Genomic DNA, 18,843 nt, shown 5'->3' with positions numbered 1-18,843 from the left:
CTAACCGCCGTGGGTGCACCCTGATGAGCAGCCAAACGATTCAACGCTTCGACCTGGAAGGCGCACGCAGCTGGATGTCCGGCATCTGCGGGCCCCATCGCCTGGCCACCGCCACGCCCGAGCGCCTGCGTTTCCACCACAGTGCCAATATGTTCAAGTCCCGCGCCACCACCTTGGGTGTGATCGAATACGGCACCGACGTGACCATCGACATCGAAGACGCCGAGCACTTCAGCAGCTACAGCCTGAGCCTCCCGTTGGTGGGCGAGCAGGAGTTGAGCAAGAACGGTGAGCGCCTGAACTCCAACCGCGACCAGGGCGTGATTATCTCGCCCAACGAGCACCAGGTACTGGCGATTTCCGGCGACTGCCGCAAGTTGCAGGTGGTGATCACGCGTGCGGCGATGAGTGAGTCGCTGGAAGGTTTGCTGCAACGGCCGATTGATGCGCCGCTGCGCTTTGAGTCGGGGATGGACGCGGTGGACGGCGCTTCGGCGGCGTGGTGGCGCATGGCGCGCTACTTCATTGCAGAACTGGAGCACGGCAGCGAGTTGTATGAGCAGGCCGCCTTTACCCGCGACCTGGAAAGCTCGTTGATCAAGGGGCTGATCCTGGCCCAGCCGAACAACTACTCCGAAGAGCTGCGCGATGTACTGGGGGTGAAACTGCCGCATTACCTGATCCGTGCGCGCCAGTACATCCACGACAACGCCCGCGAAGCGGTGCACCTGGAAGACCTGGAAGCCGCTGCGGGTGTGTCGCGGTTCAAGCTGTTCGATGCGTTTCGCAAGTACTTTGCGCTGTCGCCGATGGCTTATTTGAAGAAGCATCGGCTTTCTGCGGTGCGCCAGGCAATCCTTGAGCACGGCTCTACACGCACCATCTCTGAGATTGCCCTGGGCTGGGGCTTTACCCACCTGGGGCGGTTCTCGGCGGAGTACCGCAAGCTGTTCGATGAGTCGCCGAGCCAGACCCTGCAGCGCAATGATGCGCGACGCCTGCGTGGCTAGATCAACTCTTCCACCAGTTGCAGGCAATGACTGAGCCCCGGCGATTGATCATTCACCCGTCGGCTGAGGATGATCGGCGAGGTCGCAGTCGCCTCCACAATCGGCGTGTAGCCGATGTCCGCACGGTGCAACACCTGCACCGACGCGGGCACCAGCGTCACGCCCATGCCGGCGCCGACCAGGCCGATGGCGGTCTGCAATTCGTTGGTCCACTGCGCCACCCTGAGGCTCAAGCCATGGGCGTCGAACAGTGCGATCACATGGTCGGCGTAGCTGGGGCGTGGGTTGCCGGGGTAGAGCACAAAAGGCTCGGCGGCCAGTTGGGCGAGGGTGGTGGGCGCGCCCAGCAACGGATGGCCGGCAGGCAGCACAGCGACCAGCCGATCCTCGACCAAGACGCGTTGGACAATGGCCGGGTCGTCGATGCGAATCCGCCCGAATCCCACATCGATGCGCCCGGCCTTGAGCGCTTCGACCTGCTGCAAGGTGGTCATTTCCGACAACCCCAACTCCAGCTCCAGCGCCTCATGGGTGCGCAGCCGGCGAATCAGTTCCGGCAGCACGCCATACAGGGTCGAGGGCGCAAAGCCGATGCCCAGCCAAGTCTTTTCGCCCTGGCCGATGCGTCGCGTGTTGTCGCAGACCTTGTTCAGTTGTTCCAGCAGCACGTTGGCGTGTTCATAAAAAAACCTCCCGGCCTCGGTCAGCCGCAGCGGTCGGCCACGCTCAAGCAAAATGACGCCCAGTTCATCCTCCAATTGCTGGATCTGCCGGCTCAACGGCGGCTGGGCGATGTGCAGGCGTTCGGCCGCGCGGGTGAAGTTGAGGGTCTCCCCCAGCACCTGGAAATAGCGCAGGTGACGCAGTTCCATGACGGCTCCTTTCATACCTTGAGGGTATTGGTCGAGACCCATTCTATATTGGAACCCTTGAAAGATACGGCACAGAATCGGCTCAAATCTATAAAGAACCCAACGGGTATAGCCATGCCGATTTGCGCCATCGAGTCGATCGACACGATCATCGTCGACCTCCCCACCATCCGCCCGCACAAGCTGGCGATGCACACGATGCAAAACCAGACCTTGGTGGTCATCCGCCTGCGCTGCGCCGACGGCATCGAAGGCATTGGCGAGGCCACCACCATTGGCGGCCTGAGCTACGGCAACGAAAGCCCCGACAGCATCAAGGTCAACATCGACCGCCACTTCGCGCCGCTGCTGATCGGCCAAGACGCGAGCAATATCAACGCGGCCATGTTGCGCCTGGAGCGCAGCATTCGCGGCAACACCTTTGCCAAGTCCGGGATCGAAAGCGCCTTGCTCGATGCCCTGGGCAAACGCCTGAACCTGCCGGTCAGCGAACTGCTCGGCGGCCGTGTGCGCGATGCCTTGCCGGTGGCCTGGACCCTGGCCAGCGGCAACACGGAAAAGGACATTGCCGAAGCCGAAAAAATGCTCGACCTGCGCCGCCACCGCATTTTCAAATTGAAGATCGGCGCCGGTGAAGTCAGCCACGACTTGGCCCATGTGATCGCGATCAAAAAAGCCCTGGGCGACCGCGCCAGTGTGCGCGTCGATGTCAACCAGGCCTGGGATGAAGCGGTGGCATTGCGGGCGTGCAAGGTGCTCGGCGACAACGGCATCGACCTGATCGAGCAGCCCATCTCACGCAACAACCGCGGCGGTATGGCGCGGCTCAACCTGTCGAGCCCGGCGCCGATCATGGCGGATGAGTCCATCGAGTGTGTCGAGGATGCGTTCAACCTGGCCCGCGAAGGTGCGGCCTCGGTGTTCGCCCTCAAGATCGCCAAGAACGGCGGCCCGCGTGCGGTGTTGCGTACGGCGGCGATTGCCGAAGCGGCGGGCATCGGCCTGTACGGCGGCACCATGCTGGAAGGCGGCATCGGCACCCTGGCGTCGGCCCATGCCTTTCTCACGCTGAGCAAACTGGCGTGGGACACCGAACTGTTCGGCCCGTTGTTGCTCACCGAAGACATCCTCACCGAGCCGCCGGTGTACCGCGATTTCCAGCTGCATGTCTCCACCGCACCGGGCCTGGGCCTGGCCATCGATGAAGAGCGTCTGGCGTTCTTCCGTCGTGACAAACACTAAGAGGCACCTGCCATGTTGTTCCACGTAAAAATGACCGTGAACCTGCCCCTTGATATGAGCCCCGAGCGCGCCGCTGGCCTCAAGGCCGAGGAAAAAGTCTTGGCGCAGCGCCTGCAACAGGAAGGCAAATGGCGCCACCTGTGGCGCATCGCCGGGCACTACGCCAACTACAGCGTGTTCGATGTCGACAGCGTGCAGGACCTGCACGATTTGCTGATGCAACTGCCGCTCTTTCCCTACATGGCCATCGAAGTGAATGCCCTGTGCCGTCACCCGTCGTCGATCCATGAGGATGACCGCTAAGCCGGTTTTCACCCTAATAACTACAAGATGAGGAATGCACCATGTCCATCCGACTGTCCCAGACTGCCCATGCCCAACAGTTTCTCGAAGAAGCCAGCGGCAACCTCAACGACGGCGGTAACCCGCGCACCAAGGCGCTGATTTACCGGATCCTGCGCGACACCGTGAACATCATCGAAGACCTGGAAGTGACCCCGGAAGAATTCTGGAAGGCGGTCAACTATCTGAACGACTTGGGCAAGAACCAAGAAGCCGGTCTGCTCGCCGCCGGGCTGGGCCTGGAGCATTACCTCGACCTGTTGATGGACGCGGCCGATGAGGAGGCCGGCAAATCCGGTGGTACGCCGCGCACCATCGAAGGCCCGTTGTATGTGGCCGGTGCGCCGCTGTCGAAGGTCGAGGCACGGTTGGATGATGGCAACGATGAAGCGGTGCCGCTGTTCATGCGCGGGCAAGTGCGTGACACCGAGGGCAAGCCGCTGGCTGGGGCGATTGTGGATGTGTGGCAGGCCAATACCGGTGGTACGTATTCGTGGTTCGATCCGACACAGTCCGAATTCAACCTGCGCCGACGCATCGAGACTGATGCCCAGGGCAACTACCGATTCCGCAGTATCGTGCCATCCGGCTACGGCTGCCCGCCGACCGGGCCGACCCAGCAACTGCTGGATCAACTGGGGCGCCACGGGCAGCGGCCGGCGCATATTCACTTCTTCATTTCGGCGCCGGGGCATCGGCACCTGACCACGCAGATCAACCTGTCGGATGACCCGTACCTGCATGATGATTTTGCCTATGCGACGCGGGATGAGTTGATCGCCGAGATTCGCTTCAGTGAAGATCCGCAGTTGGCGCGAGAGTTTGGCGTGGAAGGGCGGTTTGCGCAGATTGATTTTGACTTTGAGTTGCAAGTGGCGGATGCGCCGGTAGAGCAAAAGCGCATGCAGCGCGTGCGTGCTTTGGAAGATTAAACACGGTTAAAAATGTGGGAGCGGGCTTGCTCCCACAGAGTTTTGTGGTGTTGCCGCTATTTGCGGATGACCAGGTCAAGCACCTCATCCCGGTCCTTGATCTTCTGCAACACAATCTCCGAGCGTATATCCATCACCCCCGCCGTGCGGTTCAGGTGGTTCACGATAAAGTCCGAAAAGTGCTTGAGGTTGCGTGCCTGCACCCGCAGCACATAGTTGCTGGCGCCGGTGATCACATAGGCGCTGGCCACTTCCGGCCAGCCCTGCACCTTCTTGATGAACGTCTCATGCCAATCCTCCACATCCTGGCGCAAGGACAGGTGGACGATGGCCTCCAGTTCAATCCCCAGTTGCTCTGCGTTTAACACCGCGCGATAGCCGCTGATGATTCCCTCGCTCTCCAGCAAGCGCAAACGGCGCAGGCAGGCGGACGGCGACAGCGCGACTTTTTCTGCCAGTTCCTGGTTGCTGATGCGGCCATCCTGTTGCAGGAAATGCAGGAGGCGCAGGTCGGTGGCGTCGAGAATCATGGTTAGAATAAATCCGCGTGTTTGGGGGTTAAATTCGAATTTCCTACAGCTTAATTAGCCTGTTGCTACTCACTTTGCACGAAAATTCTCTAAAAGTTCGTTCATTATTTGGTCCATTCTTACTTATAAAAACCAGGATCGCCCATGACCACTCGAAGCCATTGCCAAGCCCTCGATGCCCAAGACCCACTGGCGCCCTTGCGCCGCCAGTTCGCCTTGCCGCAGGGCGTGATCTACCTCGACGGCAACTCCCTCGGCGCACGCCCGGTGGCGGCGTTGGCGCGGGCGCAGGCGGTGATTGCCGAAGAGTGGGGCAACGGGCTGATCCGCAGTTGGAACAGCGCGGGCTGGGCGGATTTGTCCCAACGCCTGGGCAATCGCCTGGCGCCGTTGATTGGCGCGCGCGACAACGAAGTGGTGATCACCGATACCACCTCGATCAACCTGTTCAAGGTGCTGAGCGCCGCGTTGACTGTGCAGCGTCAACGCCAGCCGCATCGCAAGGTCATCGTCAGCGAGGCGAGCAACTTTCCCACCGACCTGTACATCGCCGAGGGCCTGGCCGAACTGCTTCAGCAGGGCTATTCCCTACGCCTGGTGAACAGCCCGGATGAACTGCCCCAGGCCATCGACCAGGACGTGGCGGTGGTGATGCTCACCCACGTCAACTACAAGACCGGCTACATGTACGACATGCAGGCGCTGACCGCCTTGAGCCATGAGTGCGGTGCGCTGAGCATCTGGGACCTGGCGCATTCGGCCGGCGCGGTGCCTATCGACCTGCATCAGGCGGGCGCCGATTATGCGATCGGCTGCACCTACAAGTACCTCAACGGCGGCCCGGGTTCCCAGGCGTTTGTGTGGGTCAACCCGGCGTTGGTGGATGTGGTGCGCCAGCCGTTGTCAGGCTGGTTCGGGCATACCCGGCAGTTCGCCATGGAGTCGACTTATGCACCGAGTGCCGGCATCGCTCGCTACCTGTGTGGCACGCAGCCGATTACTTCGCTGGCGATGGTTGAATGTGGGCTGGAGATTTTTGCCCAGACCGATATGGCGAGTTTGCGCAGCAAGTCCCTGGCGTTGACCGACCTGTTTATCGCGTTGGTCGAAGCCCGTTGCGCTGCCCATGACTTGAAGTTGATCACCCCACGTGAGCACGCCAGGCGCGGCAGTCATGTGAGCTTCGAACACCCCGAAGGCTACGCGGTGATCCAGGCCTTGATCGCCCGTGGGGTGATCGGTGACTACCGTGAGCCGCGCATCATGCGGTTTGGTTTTACGCCTTTGTACACCAGCTTTACCGAGGTGTTTGACGCCGTAGAAATCCTCGGCGACATCCTCGACCACCACACCTGGGACCAGCCGCAATTCAAAGTTCGCAACAGCGTCACTTAAGAACGACCCCTCCCTTGTAGGAGCCCGGCTTGCCGGCGATAGCGGCCTTGAGATCGCCATCGCCGGCAAGCCGGGCTCCTACACAGGACGGCGCAAATTTCCTGTGCAATCACAATAATAAAGGGGCACCCCACGTGACCACGCCAGACAACGGCTTTGCAGAGATCACCCACCGCGAACTGGGCCTGCGGCGCCAGCTCACTTCCGGCCAGATGAGCATGATCGCCATCGGCGGCGCCATTGGCACTGGGCTGTTCATGGGCAGCGCCTACGCCATCGGTTATGCCGGGCCCAGCGTCTTGGTGAGCTATGCCATTGGCGCATTGATCACCTTGCTGTTGATGGGCTGCCTGGCGGAGATGACGGTGGCCCATTCCACCTCGGGCTCCTTTGGTGCGTACGCCGAGTTCTACATCAGCCCGCTGGCCGGGTTCCTGGTGCGTTATGCCTACTGGGCGGCGATTGTGCTGGCGGTGGGCGCCGAGGTCACAGCGGTGGCGATGTACATGAAGTACTGGTTCGCCAACGTACCGGAATGGGTGTGGATCGTGTCGTTTTCCAGCGTGCTGATCCTGCTCAATGCGATCAGCGTGAAGACCTTCGGCAACTTCGAATACTGGTTTTCGACGATCAAGATCAGCGCCATTGTCGGCTTCATCATCCTCGCCGTGTACGTGGTGTTCGGCTCCGGCAACCCGGAATACGGGGTGCAGAACTACACGGCCCACGACGGCTTTTTCCCCCATGGCCTGAGCGGCATGTGGATCGCGGTCATCGTGTCGATCTTCAGCTACCTGAGCGTGGAGATGATTGCCGTGGCGGCCGGTGAAGCCGCTGATCCGGAACAGGCGGTGAAGAAAGCCTTCCGCGCCACCATCGTGCGGCTGGTGGTGTTTTACCTGCTGACCCTGGCGCTGATGCTGGCCATCGTGCCTTGGAACCAGGCTGGACAAACCCAGAGCCCGTTCGTCACGGTGATGCAGACCATCGGCATTCCCGGCGCCACCGGGGTGATGAACTTCGTGATCCTGATCGCGGCGCTCTCGGCGATGAACAGCCAGCTCTACATCACTACCCGCATGATGTTCAGCCTGTCCCGCGCCGGCTTTGCCCCCAAATCCATGGGTGCGTTGAGCAAGAGTGGCATCCCGCTGAACGCGTTGCTGTTGTCCAGCTCGGGCATTGCGCTGGCGACGTTGCTCAACGTCGTGTACCCGGAAAGCTCGTTCACCCTGATGATGGCGATCTCGATGTTTGGCGCGATCTTCACCTGGTTCATGATCTTCCTCACCCACCTGTTTTTCCGTCGCTACCGCAAGCGTCACGGTGGGCCGAAGCTGTCGTTCCAACTGCGGCTGTTTCCCTACAGCACGTCGCTGGGTCTGGTGCTGATGGGCGCGGTGATGATCACCACGTATTTCACCGAGGCGTTCAAGATGACCCTGGTGTTTGGTGTGCCGTTCCTGTTGATTCTGTCGGCGGTGTATTACGGGTTTTTCCGCAAGGGCAGGGCCAAGGCGTCGAACAAGGCCTTGGCATAACCGGGCAGCTGTTCGAACGAGCGCGCGCATAACAGCAGTTTCCGACAGGCCCACTCTTCTTGCAGAGGGTGGGCCTTGAAGGTGCGCTTCTGCGGCCAGCGCTCCAGCGCGGCTTGGGGCACGATGCCCAAGCCAGCGCCACGGGCGACCATGCGAATCACCCCGTCAAAGCCCTCGGCACGGATGCGAGTCTGCAGGCGGAAACCCGCGTGCAGTGCCTGTTCTTCGAGGTAAACCGTCAACGCGCTGTGCGTGGCGAGGCCGACAAATTCGTGTTGCAGGCTATCGACAAAACTCCCCTCGGTGAACGGATGATCCAGTGGCGCGATCAGCACCAGCGGGTCATCACGGAAGGGCTGGGTCTGCAGGCCGTGGGTGTCCACGGCGTCGGAGATGATCCCCAGATCCGCCGTGCCCTGGCGCAAGGCCTGGGTAATACGCAGGCTTGGCAGCTCTTGCAGGTCGATGTCGAGGTTGGGGTGCTCGCATAGAAAGTCTGCCAGCAGTTCCGGCAGGTATTCGCTGAGGGCGGTGGTGTTGCACAGCAAGCGCACCTGGCCTTTGATGCCGTTGGCGTATTCCGCGAGGTCCTGCTGCAGGTGTTCGGCCTGTTGCAGTAACAGGCGTGCGTGGCGGGCCAGGGCTTTGCCGGCGGGCGTTGGGGTGACACCTCGACGGTTACGCTCCAGGAAATCGATACCCAGCGAAGCCTCCATCGCCCGGATACGCGCACTCGCGGCGGCCAGGGACAAATGGCTGCGCCCGGCGCCAGCGGTGATGTTGCCGGTGTCGAGAATGTGCAGATAAAGCCGCAGGTCGATCAGGTCAAAGTGCATGCCGGGGTTCTCGGGTGACTGGACTGGCCCCTTCGCGAGCAAGCCCGCTCCCACATTTGGAACGCATTTCAAATATGGGAGCGGGCTTGCTCGCGAAGGCGGCATCAGCCTCTCACAAAACAAGAGGCTGCCTCAGTATATGGCGAATTTCAGCCTTCAGCGAAAAGCCGCACAATCCCCCCATGAATACCTTCCTCGCGTTCTACCAACAAATCGGCCCCGCCTTGACCCTGCTGGTGATCGGCACCTTCGTGCTGGCCGGCACCGTCAAGGGTGTTATCGGCCTGGGCTTGCCGACAGTCTCCATGGGCTTGCTCGGCCTGGCTATGTTACCGGCGCAGGCTGCGGCGTTGCTGATCATCCCTTCGACGATCACCAACCTGTGGCAATTGGCGTTCGGTGGGCATCTGAGTGCGTTGCTCAAACGCCTGTGGCCGATGCTGCTGCTGATCTTCCTCGGCACCGGGTTTGGCACGCTGTGGCTGGGCATGAGCGGGGGAAGCTGGGTGGGCCAGGCGTTGGGCGGTGCGTTGCTGGTGTATGCGCTGAGCGGATTGTTCCTGCCGACGCTCAAGGTAAAACCTGAGACTGAACGTTGGCTGGGCCCTCTGTGCGGGGTCATCACGGGAGTCATCACTTCAGCGACCGGTGTGTTCGTGATTCCTGCTGTGCCCTATCTGCAGGCCCTGGGCTTGAACCGTGATCAGTTGATACAGGCGCTGGGGCTGTCGTTCACGGCTTCCACCCTGGCATTGGCGGCGGGGCTGGCCTGGCGCGGCACCCTCGGTGGGGGTGAAATCAACGCGTCACTGCTGGCGCTGGTGCCGGCACTGCTGGGCATGTGGCTGGGCCAGGCGGTGCGTCAGCGCATCAGTGCCGTGTTGTTCAAGCGCGTGTTTTTCGTCGGCATGGCCTTGCTGGGCGCGCATCTGCTGATCAGCGGTTAACAATGGGTGGTGAATTCGTGCTTTGCGGTCAAATGTATTTTGCCGTGCCGCCGCTTATTCCGAGGGGCCAATGTCGATAGCCTGCCGGCAGACATTTTTAACCCTTCTGGATGCCCTCCCATGAAAAAAATCCTCCTGCTCAACGGCGGCAAAAAATTCGCTCACTCCGATGGCCGCTACAACACCACCCTGCATGATGCCGCCGTGGCCGTGCTGGACCGCGCCGGCCTCGACGTCAAAGTCACTCACATCGACGAAGGCTACGACGTGGCCGAAGAAGTCGCAAAATTCCTCTGGGCCGACGTGATCATCTACCAGATGCCCGGCTGGTGGATGGGCGCGCCGTGGATCGTCAAGAAATACATCGACGAAGTCTTCACCGAAGGCCACGGCAGCCTGTACGCCAGCGACGGCCGCACGCGCTCCGATGCCTCGCAGAAATATGGCAGCGGCGGCCTGATCCAGGGCAAGCAGTACATGCTCTCGCTGACCTGGAACGCGCCGCAGCAAGCCTTCGACGACCCGACCGACTTCTTCGAAGCCAAGGGTGTGGACGCGGTGTATTTCCCGTTCCACAAGGCCAACGAATTCCTTGGCATGACCGGCCTGCCGACCTTCTTGTGCGTGGACGTGATGAAGCGCCCGGCGATCGAGGCTGACGTAGCACGCTATGAGCAGCATCTGGCGCAGGTGTTCAATTTCTCGGTGTAAGCTGCTGTGAACCGATAACGAGGAGCGCCTGTGAAAGCCCGATCCGATGAGCTACAGATCTTCGTCAGCGTGATTGAATGCGGTTCGATTTCCGCTGCCGCGGAACAAGTCGGGCAGACGCCCTCGGCGGTCAGTCGCACCTTGTCACGCCTGGAAGCCAAGCTCGACACCACGCTGATCAACCGCACGACGCGACGCATGGACCTGACCGAGGAAGGCAAGTACTTCTTCGAACAGGCCAAGGTGATCCTGGCGCAGATGGACGAGTTGGAAGAGCGCCTGTCGTCACGCCAGAAAAAACCGGCGGGGCGCCTGCGCATCAATGCGGCGGTGCCCTTTATGCTGCATGGGATCGTGCCGTATATCGCAGAGTTTCGCAGCCTTTACCCGGATATCCAGCTGGAGCTGAACAGCGATGACCTGATCATCGACCTGTTGGAGCAGAGTACCGACATCGCCATCCGCATCGGTGCGTTGGCCGACTCCACCCTGCATGCGCGCGCGCTCGGTTGTACGCCGCTGCATATCCTCGCCAGCCCCGACTACCTTAAGCAGTACGGCACGCCGACTACGGTCGCCGAATTGGCGAACCACACCTTGCTGGGGTTCACCCAGACCGAGACCCTCAACCACTGGCCGCTGCGCCATGTGGAAGGCGACCGCTGGTTGATCCAGCCCGGCGTGGCCGCGTCCAGCGGTGAAACCGTGCGTCATTTGGCGTTGGACGGGCAGGGCATCTGCTGCCTGTCGAACTTCATGACCATCGACGACATTGAAGCCGGGCGCCTGGTGCCGGTCTTGGAAGCGTTCAACAGCGGTTATCGTCAGCCGATCCACGCGGTGTTCTACCGTAACTCGCAGCTGGCCTTGCGCATCCAGTGTTTCCTCGACTTCATCCAGGCCAAGCTGGCGCGGTATGCCTGCTGATTCGTGACCTTCGCGCAAGAGTGAATTGGGCAATAAGGGCTTATTCGTCAGGGATCGGCCCTTGATACTGGTCCCATTACTTACTCACACAGGAGCACTCTCCATGAACGTATTCGTCACCGGCGCAGCAGGTTTTATCGGGGGGTCCATCGCAACCGGCCTGGTCAAGGCAGGCCACAGCGTGACTGGCCTGGTGCGCAGCGCTGAGCAGGCGGCCGAGATGACCGCATTGGGTATCACCCCAGTGATCGGCACTCTGGATGACGCTGCTGTATTGACCGAGCAAGCGCACAAGGCCGATGCCGTGATCAATGCCGCAAGCAGCGACCATCGCGCAGCCGTGGAAACCCTGCTGGCAGCGTTGAAGGGCTCGAACAAGCCATTCCTGCACACCAGCGGTTCAAGCATCGTGGGGGATGCGTCGGGCGGCAAGTCCAGCGATGTCATCTACTTCGAAGACAACCTTCCGGAGCCGACCGTCGACAAGGCCGCTCGCGTCGCTATCGACAAGCTGATCCTGGCGGCTGCCAACGAAGGCGTGAACTCGGCGGTGATCTGCAACACCCTGATCTACGGTCACAGCCTGGGCGTGAAGCGCGACAGCGTGCAATTGCCGCGTCTGCTCAAGCAGGCGCGCAAGAGTGGGGTGGTGCGCCATGTGGGCAGTGGGCAGAACATCTGGTCCAACGTGCACATTGAAGACGTGGTGGCGCTGTACCTGCTGGCACTGAACAAGAACGTACCGGGCACCTTCTACTTTGTGGAAAGCAGCGAGGCGGCGTTTATCGACATGACCACCGCCATCGCCGAAGCCCTGGATCTGGGCAAACCCCAGGATTGGCCATTGGTCGATGCTGAAGCCGAGTGGGGCTACGAAATGGCCAACTATGGCCTGGGCTCCAACAGCCGGGTGCGTGGCAAGCATGCCCGTGAGTTGCTGGGCTGGGCGCCGAAGCGTACGTCGGTGGTGGAGTGGATACGCCACGAGATGGTGTGATGTTCGCTTGATACCGGGGCGCTTCTTTCGCGAGCAAGTCGAATCGTCGCACCGCCGCTTCCACACTGACTGCATTCCAAAGCCGGAACTCGGTCAAATGTGGGAGCGGGCTTGCTCGCGAAGGGGACGATACGGTCTTCGAGACTAGCCCCATTCCCTTCAATTCCGTACCATTCCCCGCCTTATCCCCCGCAATGCCCTGGTACCTCATGAATCTCACCCGTCTGCGCGCCGATGCCCTGGCCGGCCTCACCACGTCTTTTGCGCTGCTGCCCGAATGCATCGCTTTTGCCCTGGTGGCTCACCTTAATCCGCTGATGGGGCTCTATGGCGCCTTTATCATCTGCACCCTTACGGCATTGTTCGGCGGCAGACCCGGCATGGTGTCCGGTGCGGCCGGCTCGATGGCGGTGGTGATCGTGGCGCTGGTGGTGCAACACGGTGTGGAATACCTGCTGGCGACGGTGTTGCTGGGCGGGTTGATCATGGTCGCCTTCGGCCTGCTGCGCCTGGGCAAGCTGGTGCGCATGGTGCCGCACCCGGTAATGCTAGGGTTCGTGAATGGCCTGGCGATCATCATTGCCCTGGCGCAGTTGGAGCATTTCAAGAGCGGTGAACACTGGCTCAGCGGCACGCCCCTGTACGTGATGATCGGCCTGGTGTTGGTGACCATGGCCATCGTCTACCTGTTGCCACGCATCACCCGCGCGGTGCCGCCTGCATTGGTGGCGATCCTCGGCGTGGGCCTGGCGGTGTACCTGCTCGGCCTGCCGACCCGCACCCTAGGCGACATGGCCCATATCGCTGGTGGCCTGCCCACCTTTGCCCTGCCGCAAGTCCCCTGGACCCTGGAAACCCTCGCCATCATCGCGCCGTACGCGTTCCTGATGGCCATGGTCGGCCTGCTGGAAACCCTGCTCACCCTGAATCTCACCGACGAAATCACCGAGACCCGTGGCTACCCGGACCGCGAAAGCGTAGCCCTGGGCGCGGCCAATATGGTCTCGGGCCTGTTTGGCGGCATGGGCGGTTGCGCGATGATCGGGCAAACCGTGATCAACCTCAGCTCCGGCGGGCGCGGGCGTTTTTCCGGGGTGTTTGCCGGGGTGATGATCCTGCTGTTCATCCTGTTCCTGTCGCCCTTTATCGAGCGGATCCCGCTGGCGGCGCTGGTGGGCGTGATGTTCGTGGTGTCGCAGCAGACCTTCGCCTGGGCGTCCTTGCGGGTGATCAACAAAGTGCCGTTGAATGACGTGCTGGTGATTATCGCGGTGACGGTGATCACCGTGTTCACCGACCTGGCCACGGCCGTGTTGTGCGGGATTGTGATTGCGGCGCTGAACTTCGCCTGGCAACAGGCGCGCGAGCTGTATGCCGATGAGCATCTGGAGGCCGATGGCAGCAAGCTCTATCGCCTGCATGGCACCTTGTTCTTTGCCTCGACCACGCCGTTCCTCAACCAGTTCGACCCGGCCAACGACCCGGCCCAGGTGACGCTGGATTGCCGTCACCTGAGCTTTGTCGACTATTCAGCGATTGCGGCGCTGATGACCCTGCGTGAGCGTTACACCAAAGCCGGCAAGCACCTGCGGGTACTGCATTTGTCGGAGCGCTGCAAGAAACTGCTCAAGCGCGCCCGGGTCCATCATGAGTAAGTGATCACGGCCCGACCAGGTCTTCGAGTTCCTGGGCGCGGGTCTGGGTCATGTCCAGCACGCAGCCGGAGCCGTTGACCTGGTCGATGGTGCCGCCGGTCGCGGAGCCGGCGAAGCCGCAGTTGGCATCACGGTATTTTATCCACAGGCGCTGCACGTCTTGCAGTTGCTGCTTGCGCGCACCTTCCTGGGCGGCGAGGGCGGTCTTGTAGGCCTTGTTCAGGCGCGTGTCCTGGACCTTGGCTTCCTTGGCGTTGCAATTGACCATGTCCGCGGTCGTGTCGGCGCTGTCCATGCATTTTTTCAACGCCGCGTTATCAGCGGCCGCAGCACTGCCGCACAGGGCGAGAAACAAAGCGCTGACGGCTAGGGATGTGCGAATCATGGTCGGTTTTCCTGGGCATGAGGGGAGGCGCATTCTATGACTCGATGGCGGCGTTTGAGTTTCCAGCATCTTCTGATCTTCATGTAAGAACACCCCCCGAATTTTCATAGGCGACCGTTGGGCATATCCCAGCGCGACAGCGCTTATCCGTGGGCGAAAATTACTTTCATAAAAATTGAAAATACTCTTCGGTAATGATTTATGAGTTTCACAACCAATTCGACGTGACCCTTTCCGAGGAGTACCGCATGGCCGCATCACCGGGCTTCGGGCTATTGGCATACGCTGCCATCGCCATCATTGCTTTGATCGTGCTGATAGCACGTTACCGGCTCAACCCGTTTATCGTCATCACCCTGGTGTCCATTGGCCTGGCGCTGATGGCCGGGATGCCGGCAGACACCATCATGGGCTCGTATGAAGCGGGCGTCGGCAAGACCCTGGGGCACATTGCCCTGGTGGTGGCGCTAGGCACCATGCTGGGCAAGATGATGGCCGAGTCAGGCGGTGCCGAGCAGGTGGCGCGCACGCTGATCAACCGTTTCGGCGAGCGCAATGCGCACTGGGCCATGGTGTGCATCGCCTTCCTGGTAGGGCTGCCGCTGTTTTTCGAGGTCGGTTTTGTGCTGCTGGTGCCGATTGCTTTTACCGTGGCGCGGCGTGTAGGCGTATCGATCCTGATGGTCGGTTTGCCGATGGTCGCCGGCCTGTCGGTGGTGCATGCGCTGGTGCCACCGCACCCGGCGGCGATGATGGCAGTGCTGGCGTACAACGCGTCGGTGGGGCAGACCGTGCTCTACGCCATCCTGATCGGTATTCCGACGGCAATCATCGCAGGTCCCGTCTACGCCAAATTCATCGTGCCGCGTATTCATCTGCCGGCGGAAAACCCGCTGGAACGCCAATTCATCGAGCGCGAACCGCGTACTCGCTTGCCGAGTTTCACGCTGACCATGGGCACCATCCTGTTGCCGGTGGTGCTGATGATGATCGGCGGTTGGGCCAACGTGATTTCCACGCCAGGCACCGGTTTCAATCAGTTCCTGTTGTTTATCGGTAACTCGGTGATCGCGCTGCTGGTGGCGACCCTTGTCAGCTTCTGGACCTTGGGTATCGCCCAAGGCTTCAACCGCGAATCGATCCTCAAGTTCACCAATGAATGCCTGGCGCCGACCGCGAGTATCACCCTGCTGGTGGGCGCGGGCGGCGGTTTGAATCGCATCCTGGTGGATGCGGGTGTGACCAACGAAATTCTCGGCCTGGCCCATGCTTTCCAGCTGTCGCCTTTGGTAATGGGTTGGCTGTTTGCCGCGCTGATGCGTATTGCCACGGGCTCGGCCACCGTCGCCATGACCACCGCGTCCGGCGTGGTAGCACCGGTTGCCATGGGCCTGGGTTATCCACACCCTGAATTGCTGGTGCTGGCCACCGGCGCGGGTTCGGTGATCTTTTCCCACGTGAACGACGGCGGCTTCTGGCTGATCAAGGAATACTTCAATATGACGGTGATCCAGACCTTCAAGACCTGGACCGTGTTGGAGACTCTGATTTCTGTTGTCGCCTTCGGTCTGACTTACGGCCTGTCTCTTGTTTTATGAGCCGCATTTTGTAACCGGAGAGCCCATGGACATCCTCTACCAGATCCGCGCCCGCCAGGACTCTTTCAGCGCTGGCGAAGGGCGTATCGCCAAACTGATGCTCGAGGACGTGGGCTTTGCCGCGTCGGCCAGCCTGGAAGCGTTGTCCCAGCGGGCCGAGGTCAGTACGGCCACCTTGTCGCGGTTCGCGCGCAGTGTGGGTTGCCGGGATCTGCGGGATTTGCGTCTGCAATTAGCCCAGGCCAGCGGGGTCGGCAGTCGCTTCCTCGACCCGGCGGGGTTGCCGGAGCAATCGGCGTTTCATCGGCAGATCCTGGGGGATATCGAGGCGACGTTGCGTCAGCACTTGTCGGGGTTCAACCAGGCGGGTTTTGTCGATGCGGTCAACCTGCTGGGCAAGGCGCGGATGATCCACGCGTTCGGCATGGGCGGCCCGTCGAGCCTGTGCAGCGATGAGTTGCAGGTGCGCCTGGTACGCCTGGGTTATCCGATTGCCGCCTGCCATGACCCGGTAATGATGCGCGTCACGGCGGCGACGCTGGGACCGGAGCATGCGTTGATCGTGTGCTCCCTGACCGGCCTCACCCCCGAGTTGCTGGACGTGGTGACGCTGGCACGCAACTACGACGCGCGCATTGTCGCCATCACCCTGGCCGAGTCGCCCCTGGCCCAGTTGGCGGACGTGCTGCTGCCGCTGCAACCGGCCGAAACCAGTTTTATCTACAAGCCCACTGCGGCGCGCTACGGAATGCTGCTGGCCATCGACTTGCTCGCCACCGAGTTGGCATTGGCCCTGCCGGACGACAACCAGGAACGCCTGCGCCGGATCAAGCTGGCCCTGGACGATTATCGCGGCGGCCCCGACAGCCTGCCGCTTGGAGACTGATATGAAGTACGACACGTTGATCCGCCAGGCGCTGATCATTGATGGCAGTAACACCCCAGGCTACGTCGCCGATGTTGGGCTGCGCGACGGGCGCATCGAGACGATCGGCGACTTGTCGACGGCTGTGGCCGAGCATGAAATCGAGGCGTGCGGACGTGTGCTGGCGCCGGGGTTTATCGACGTGCATACCCACGACGATACCGTGGTGATCCGCCATCCGCAGATGCTGCCCAAACTGAGCCAGGGTGTGACCACGGTGATTGTCGGCAACTGTGGCATCAGCGCGTCGCCGGTGACGTTGCGCAGTGATCCGCCGGATCCGATGAACCTGTTGGGCAGTGCTTCGGCGTTTGTGTATCCGCGTTTCACCGACTATCGCACGGCGATCGAGAACGCTCACCCGGCGGTCAACGTCGCAGCGTTGGTCGGCCATACGGCGCTGCGCAGCAACCACATGGATGACCTGCACCGCACTGCCTCAGCGGATGAAATTGCCGCCATGCGCGCGCAGTTGCAAGAGAGTCTCGAAGACGGTGCCCTTGGTTTATCCACAGGCTTGGCCTACGCCAGTGCATTCAATGCCGAGACCGATGAAGTGCTGCAACTGAGTGAAGCACTCACCGCATTCGGCGCGGTGTACACCACCCATTTGCGCAGTGAATTCGAGCCGGTGCTGGAGGCGATGGACGAGGCGTTCCTGATCGGCCGGCATGCCAAAGCGCCGGTGATCATTTCCCACCTCAAATGTGCCGGCGCCGGTAACTGGGGGCGTAGCCCGCAGTTGTTGGCGTCGCTGGAACTGGCGGCTAAAACCCATCCCGTGGGGTGTGATTGCTACCCCTATGCGGCGAGTTCTTCGACCCTGGATCTCAAGCAGGTGACTGACGCCTTTCGGATCACCATCACCTGGTCGACACCACACCCGGAAATGGGCGGGCGTGATTTGCAGGATATCGCCGCTGAGTGGGATGTTTCGTTGATGGACGCAGCCCGTCGGCTACAACCCGCAGGGGCGGTGTATTACGGGATGGATGAGGCGGATGTGCGACGGATCCTGGCGCATCCGTTGTCGATGGTCGGGTCGGATGGGCTGCCGGAAGATCCGTTCCCACATCCGCGTTTGTGGGGGGCGTTTCCACGGGTGCTGGGGCATTTCAGCCGGGATGTGGGGTTGTTCCCATTGCATACCGCCGTGCACAAGATGACGGGCCTTTCAGCCGCGCGTTTTGGCCTGGCGGAGCGGGGTGAAATCCGCGAAGGGCACTGGGCCGACCTGGTGTTGTTCGACCCGTTGCGCGTGCGCGATGTGGCGGACTTCAAGGAACCGCAACGCGCGGCCGAGGGCATCGATGGGGTGTGGATCAACGGCGTGCTGAGCTACAGCGACGGCCAAGCGAATGGTCAGCGGCCGGGCCGGTTCCTGGCACGCAGCGGGGATTTGCGTCGAGGTTTTTCGTCTCTATAGTGGGCGCTCATTTAAACGGAGCGGTTGCCATGCACTTAGGAAAAGTCATCCCCATCCTGCGGATTTTCGACGAGGCCAAGGCGCTGGAGTTCTACGTCGATTTCCTGGGGTTCAAGGTGGATTGGCAGCATCGTTTCGAGGCGAATTTTCCGTTGTACCTGCAAGTGTCTCTGGGTGAGTGCGTGCTGCATTTGACTGAGCATCATGGCGACGCCTCCCCGGGCGCGGCGGTGCGGATTCAGGCTCAGGGTGTGGACGCTTACCAGCAGCAATTGGTAGGCAAGGATTACCGGTATGCCAAGCCTGGGGTTGAGGAAACGCCTTGGGGATCGCGGGAGATGAGCATCAAGGACCCGTTTGGGAATCGGGTGGTGTTTGTCGAGGAAGGCGAGGGCTGAGGGGTAAATCGCAGGCAATAAAAAACCGCCTTAGTAGGGCGGTTTTTTTTTGCAATCCCAGTTTTCGGCTGGGGTTGCGATCTCAAAAGACGCATTGACCCGCAGGTGAATACTACCGCCGGTCACGTCATCACGCAAGACGGAAGGATAGTTGGCATGGAGCGCTTTTCGGCA

Annotated in this window: 19 protein-coding genes; 15 read left to right on the top strand and 4 right to left on the bottom strand. The window is 61.2% G+C overall.

The genetic code is table 11. The features are described from left to right. The first annotated feature begins 23 nt into the window (after positions 1–23). Positions 24–1,010: an AraC family transcriptional regulator gene (locus RB216_RS24755; protein WP_028617928.1), complete on the top strand. Its 987-nt coding sequence runs from the start codon at positions 24–26 to the stop codon at positions 1,008–1,010. Here the strand turns inward: RB216_RS24755 and RB216_RS24750 are convergent. Beyond that, positions 1,007–1,882, bottom strand: a complete 876-nt coding sequence (locus tag RB216_RS24750; RefSeq protein ID WP_028617927.1) for a LysR family transcriptional regulator — start codon at positions 1,880–1,882, stop codon at positions 1,007–1,009. The genes RB216_RS24755 and RB216_RS24750 overlap by 4 nt on opposite strands. 114 nt (positions 1,883–1,996) lie before the next feature. Between RB216_RS24750 and RB216_RS24745 the strand changes: the two genes are divergently transcribed. Genes RB216_RS24745 through catA form a run of 3 tightly spaced genes read left to right on the top strand, consistent with a single transcriptional unit; the run spans position 1,997 to position 4,398 of the window. Next, positions 1,997–3,124 (top strand): muconate cycloisomerase family protein, encoded by a 1,128-nt coding sequence (locus RB216_RS24745; RefSeq protein ID WP_028617926.1) that lies wholly within the window; start codon positions 1,997–1,999, stop codon positions 3,122–3,124. A gap of 12 nt (positions 3,125–3,136) precedes the next feature. Next, a complete protein-coding gene (gene catC, locus RB216_RS24740) occupies positions 3,137–3,427 on the top strand; it encodes a muconolactone Delta-isomerase (RefSeq protein WP_236318287.1) in 291 nt (96 codons plus the stop codon). 41 nt (positions 3,428–3,468) lie between these two features. Continuing rightward, a complete protein-coding gene (gene catA, locus RB216_RS24735) occupies positions 3,469–4,398 on the top strand; it encodes a catechol 1,2-dioxygenase (protein WP_028617925.1) in 930 nt (309 codons plus the stop codon). A gap of 56 nt (positions 4,399–4,454) precedes the next feature. Here the strand turns inward: catA and RB216_RS24730 are convergent, their stop codons facing one another. After that, positions 4,455–4,928, bottom strand: a complete 474-nt coding sequence (locus RB216_RS24730) for an Lrp/AsnC family transcriptional regulator (protein ID WP_016974903.1) — start codon at positions 4,926–4,928, stop codon at positions 4,455–4,457. 144 nt (positions 4,929–5,072) lie between these two features. Here RB216_RS24730 and kynU point away from each other — a divergent pair, with 144 nt between their 5' ends. Beyond that, a complete protein-coding gene (gene kynU / locus RB216_RS24725) occupies positions 5,073–6,323 on the top strand; it encodes a kynureninase (protein WP_308908001.1) in 1,251 nt (416 codons plus the stop codon). A 134-nt stretch (positions 6,324–6,457) separates the two neighbouring features. Continuing rightward, positions 6,458–7,864 carry an amino acid permease gene (locus RB216_RS24720; RefSeq protein WP_028617923.1) on the top strand — a complete coding sequence of 469 codons (1,407 nt, stop codon included), beginning with the start codon at positions 6,458–6,460 and terminating at the stop codon, positions 7,862–7,864. Here RB216_RS24720 and RB216_RS24715 read toward each other — a convergent pair. Beyond that, the gene (locus tag RB216_RS24715) at positions 7,810–8,700 is read right to left on the bottom strand and encodes a LysR family transcriptional regulator (RefSeq protein WP_126571423.1); all 891 of its coding nucleotides are present in this window, start codon (positions 8,698–8,700) and stop codon (positions 7,810–7,812) included. The genes RB216_RS24720 and RB216_RS24715 overlap by 55 nt on opposite strands. Before the next feature lie 182 nt (positions 8,701–8,882). Here RB216_RS24715 and RB216_RS24710 point away from each other — a divergent pair, with 182 nt between their 5' ends. The 5 genes from RB216_RS24710 (at position 8,883) to RB216_RS24690 (ending at position 13,937) form a co-directional block, all read left to right on the top strand. Further along, the gene (locus RB216_RS24710; protein ID WP_308908000.1) at positions 8,883–9,647 is read left to right on the top strand and encodes a sulfite exporter TauE/SafE family protein; all 765 of its coding nucleotides are present in this window, start codon (positions 8,883–8,885) and stop codon (positions 9,645–9,647) included. A gap of 120 nt (positions 9,648–9,767) precedes the next feature. Then, positions 9,768–10,358 (top strand): NADPH:quinone oxidoreductase MdaB, encoded by a 591-nt coding sequence (gene mdaB, locus RB216_RS24705; RefSeq protein ID WP_028617920.1) that lies wholly within the window; start codon positions 9,768–9,770, stop codon positions 10,356–10,358. A gap of 30 nt (positions 10,359–10,388) precedes the next feature. Beyond that, positions 10,389–11,285: a LysR substrate-binding domain-containing protein gene (locus RB216_RS24700; protein ID WP_122683446.1), complete on the top strand. Its 897-nt coding sequence runs from the start codon at positions 10,389–10,391 to the stop codon at positions 11,283–11,285. A gap of 103 nt (positions 11,286–11,388) precedes the next feature. After that, a complete protein-coding gene (locus tag RB216_RS24695; protein WP_308907999.1) occupies positions 11,389–12,282 on the top strand; it encodes an NAD-dependent epimerase/dehydratase family protein in 894 nt (297 codons plus the stop codon). Between the two features lie 209 nt (positions 12,283–12,491). Next, positions 12,492–13,937: a SulP family inorganic anion transporter gene (locus RB216_RS24690; protein WP_308907998.1), complete on the top strand. Its 1,446-nt coding sequence runs from the start codon at positions 12,492–12,494 to the stop codon at positions 13,935–13,937. Positions 13,938–13,941: 4 nt separating this feature from the next. Here the strand turns inward: RB216_RS24690 and RB216_RS24685 are convergent, their stop codons facing one another. Then, on the bottom strand, positions 13,942–14,322 hold the full coding sequence (locus tag RB216_RS24685) for a lysozyme inhibitor LprI family protein (RefSeq protein ID WP_028617916.1): 381 nt from the start codon (positions 14,320–14,322) through the stop codon (positions 13,942–13,944). 248 nt (positions 14,323–14,570) lie between these two features. Between RB216_RS24685 and RB216_RS24680 the strand changes: the two genes are divergently transcribed. Genes RB216_RS24680 through RB216_RS24665 form a run of 4 tightly spaced genes read left to right on the top strand, consistent with a single transcriptional unit; the run spans position 14,571 to position 18,669 of the window. After that, positions 14,571–15,920, top strand: coding sequence for a GntT/GntP/DsdX family permease (locus tag RB216_RS24680; RefSeq protein ID WP_185035940.1), 1,350 nt, complete (start codon positions 14,571–14,573; stop codon positions 15,918–15,920). Positions 15,921–15,945: 25 nt separating this feature from the next. Further along, the gene (locus RB216_RS24675; RefSeq protein WP_028617914.1) at positions 15,946–16,806 is read left to right on the top strand and encodes a MurR/RpiR family transcriptional regulator; all 861 of its coding nucleotides are present in this window, start codon (positions 15,946–15,948) and stop codon (positions 16,804–16,806) included. A 1-nt stretch (position 16,807) separates the two neighbouring features. Continuing rightward, a complete protein-coding gene (locus tag RB216_RS24670; RefSeq protein WP_308907997.1) occupies positions 16,808–18,271 on the top strand; it encodes an N-acyl-D-amino-acid deacylase family protein in 1,464 nt (487 codons plus the stop codon). A 29-nt stretch (positions 18,272–18,300) separates the two neighbouring features. After that, positions 18,301–18,669, top strand: coding sequence for a glyoxalase superfamily protein (locus RB216_RS24665; RefSeq protein WP_308907996.1), 369 nt, complete (start codon positions 18,301–18,303; stop codon positions 18,667–18,669). The last annotated feature ends 174 nt before the right edge of the window (positions 18,670–18,843 follow it).

This window comes from Pseudomonas canadensis, from assembly GCF_030980095.1.
Taxonomy (GTDB): Bacteria; Pseudomonadota; Gammaproteobacteria; order Pseudomonadales; family Pseudomonadaceae; genus Aquipseudomonas; species Aquipseudomonas canadensis.
This window is presented reverse-complemented; position numbering and strand designations above follow the sequence as displayed.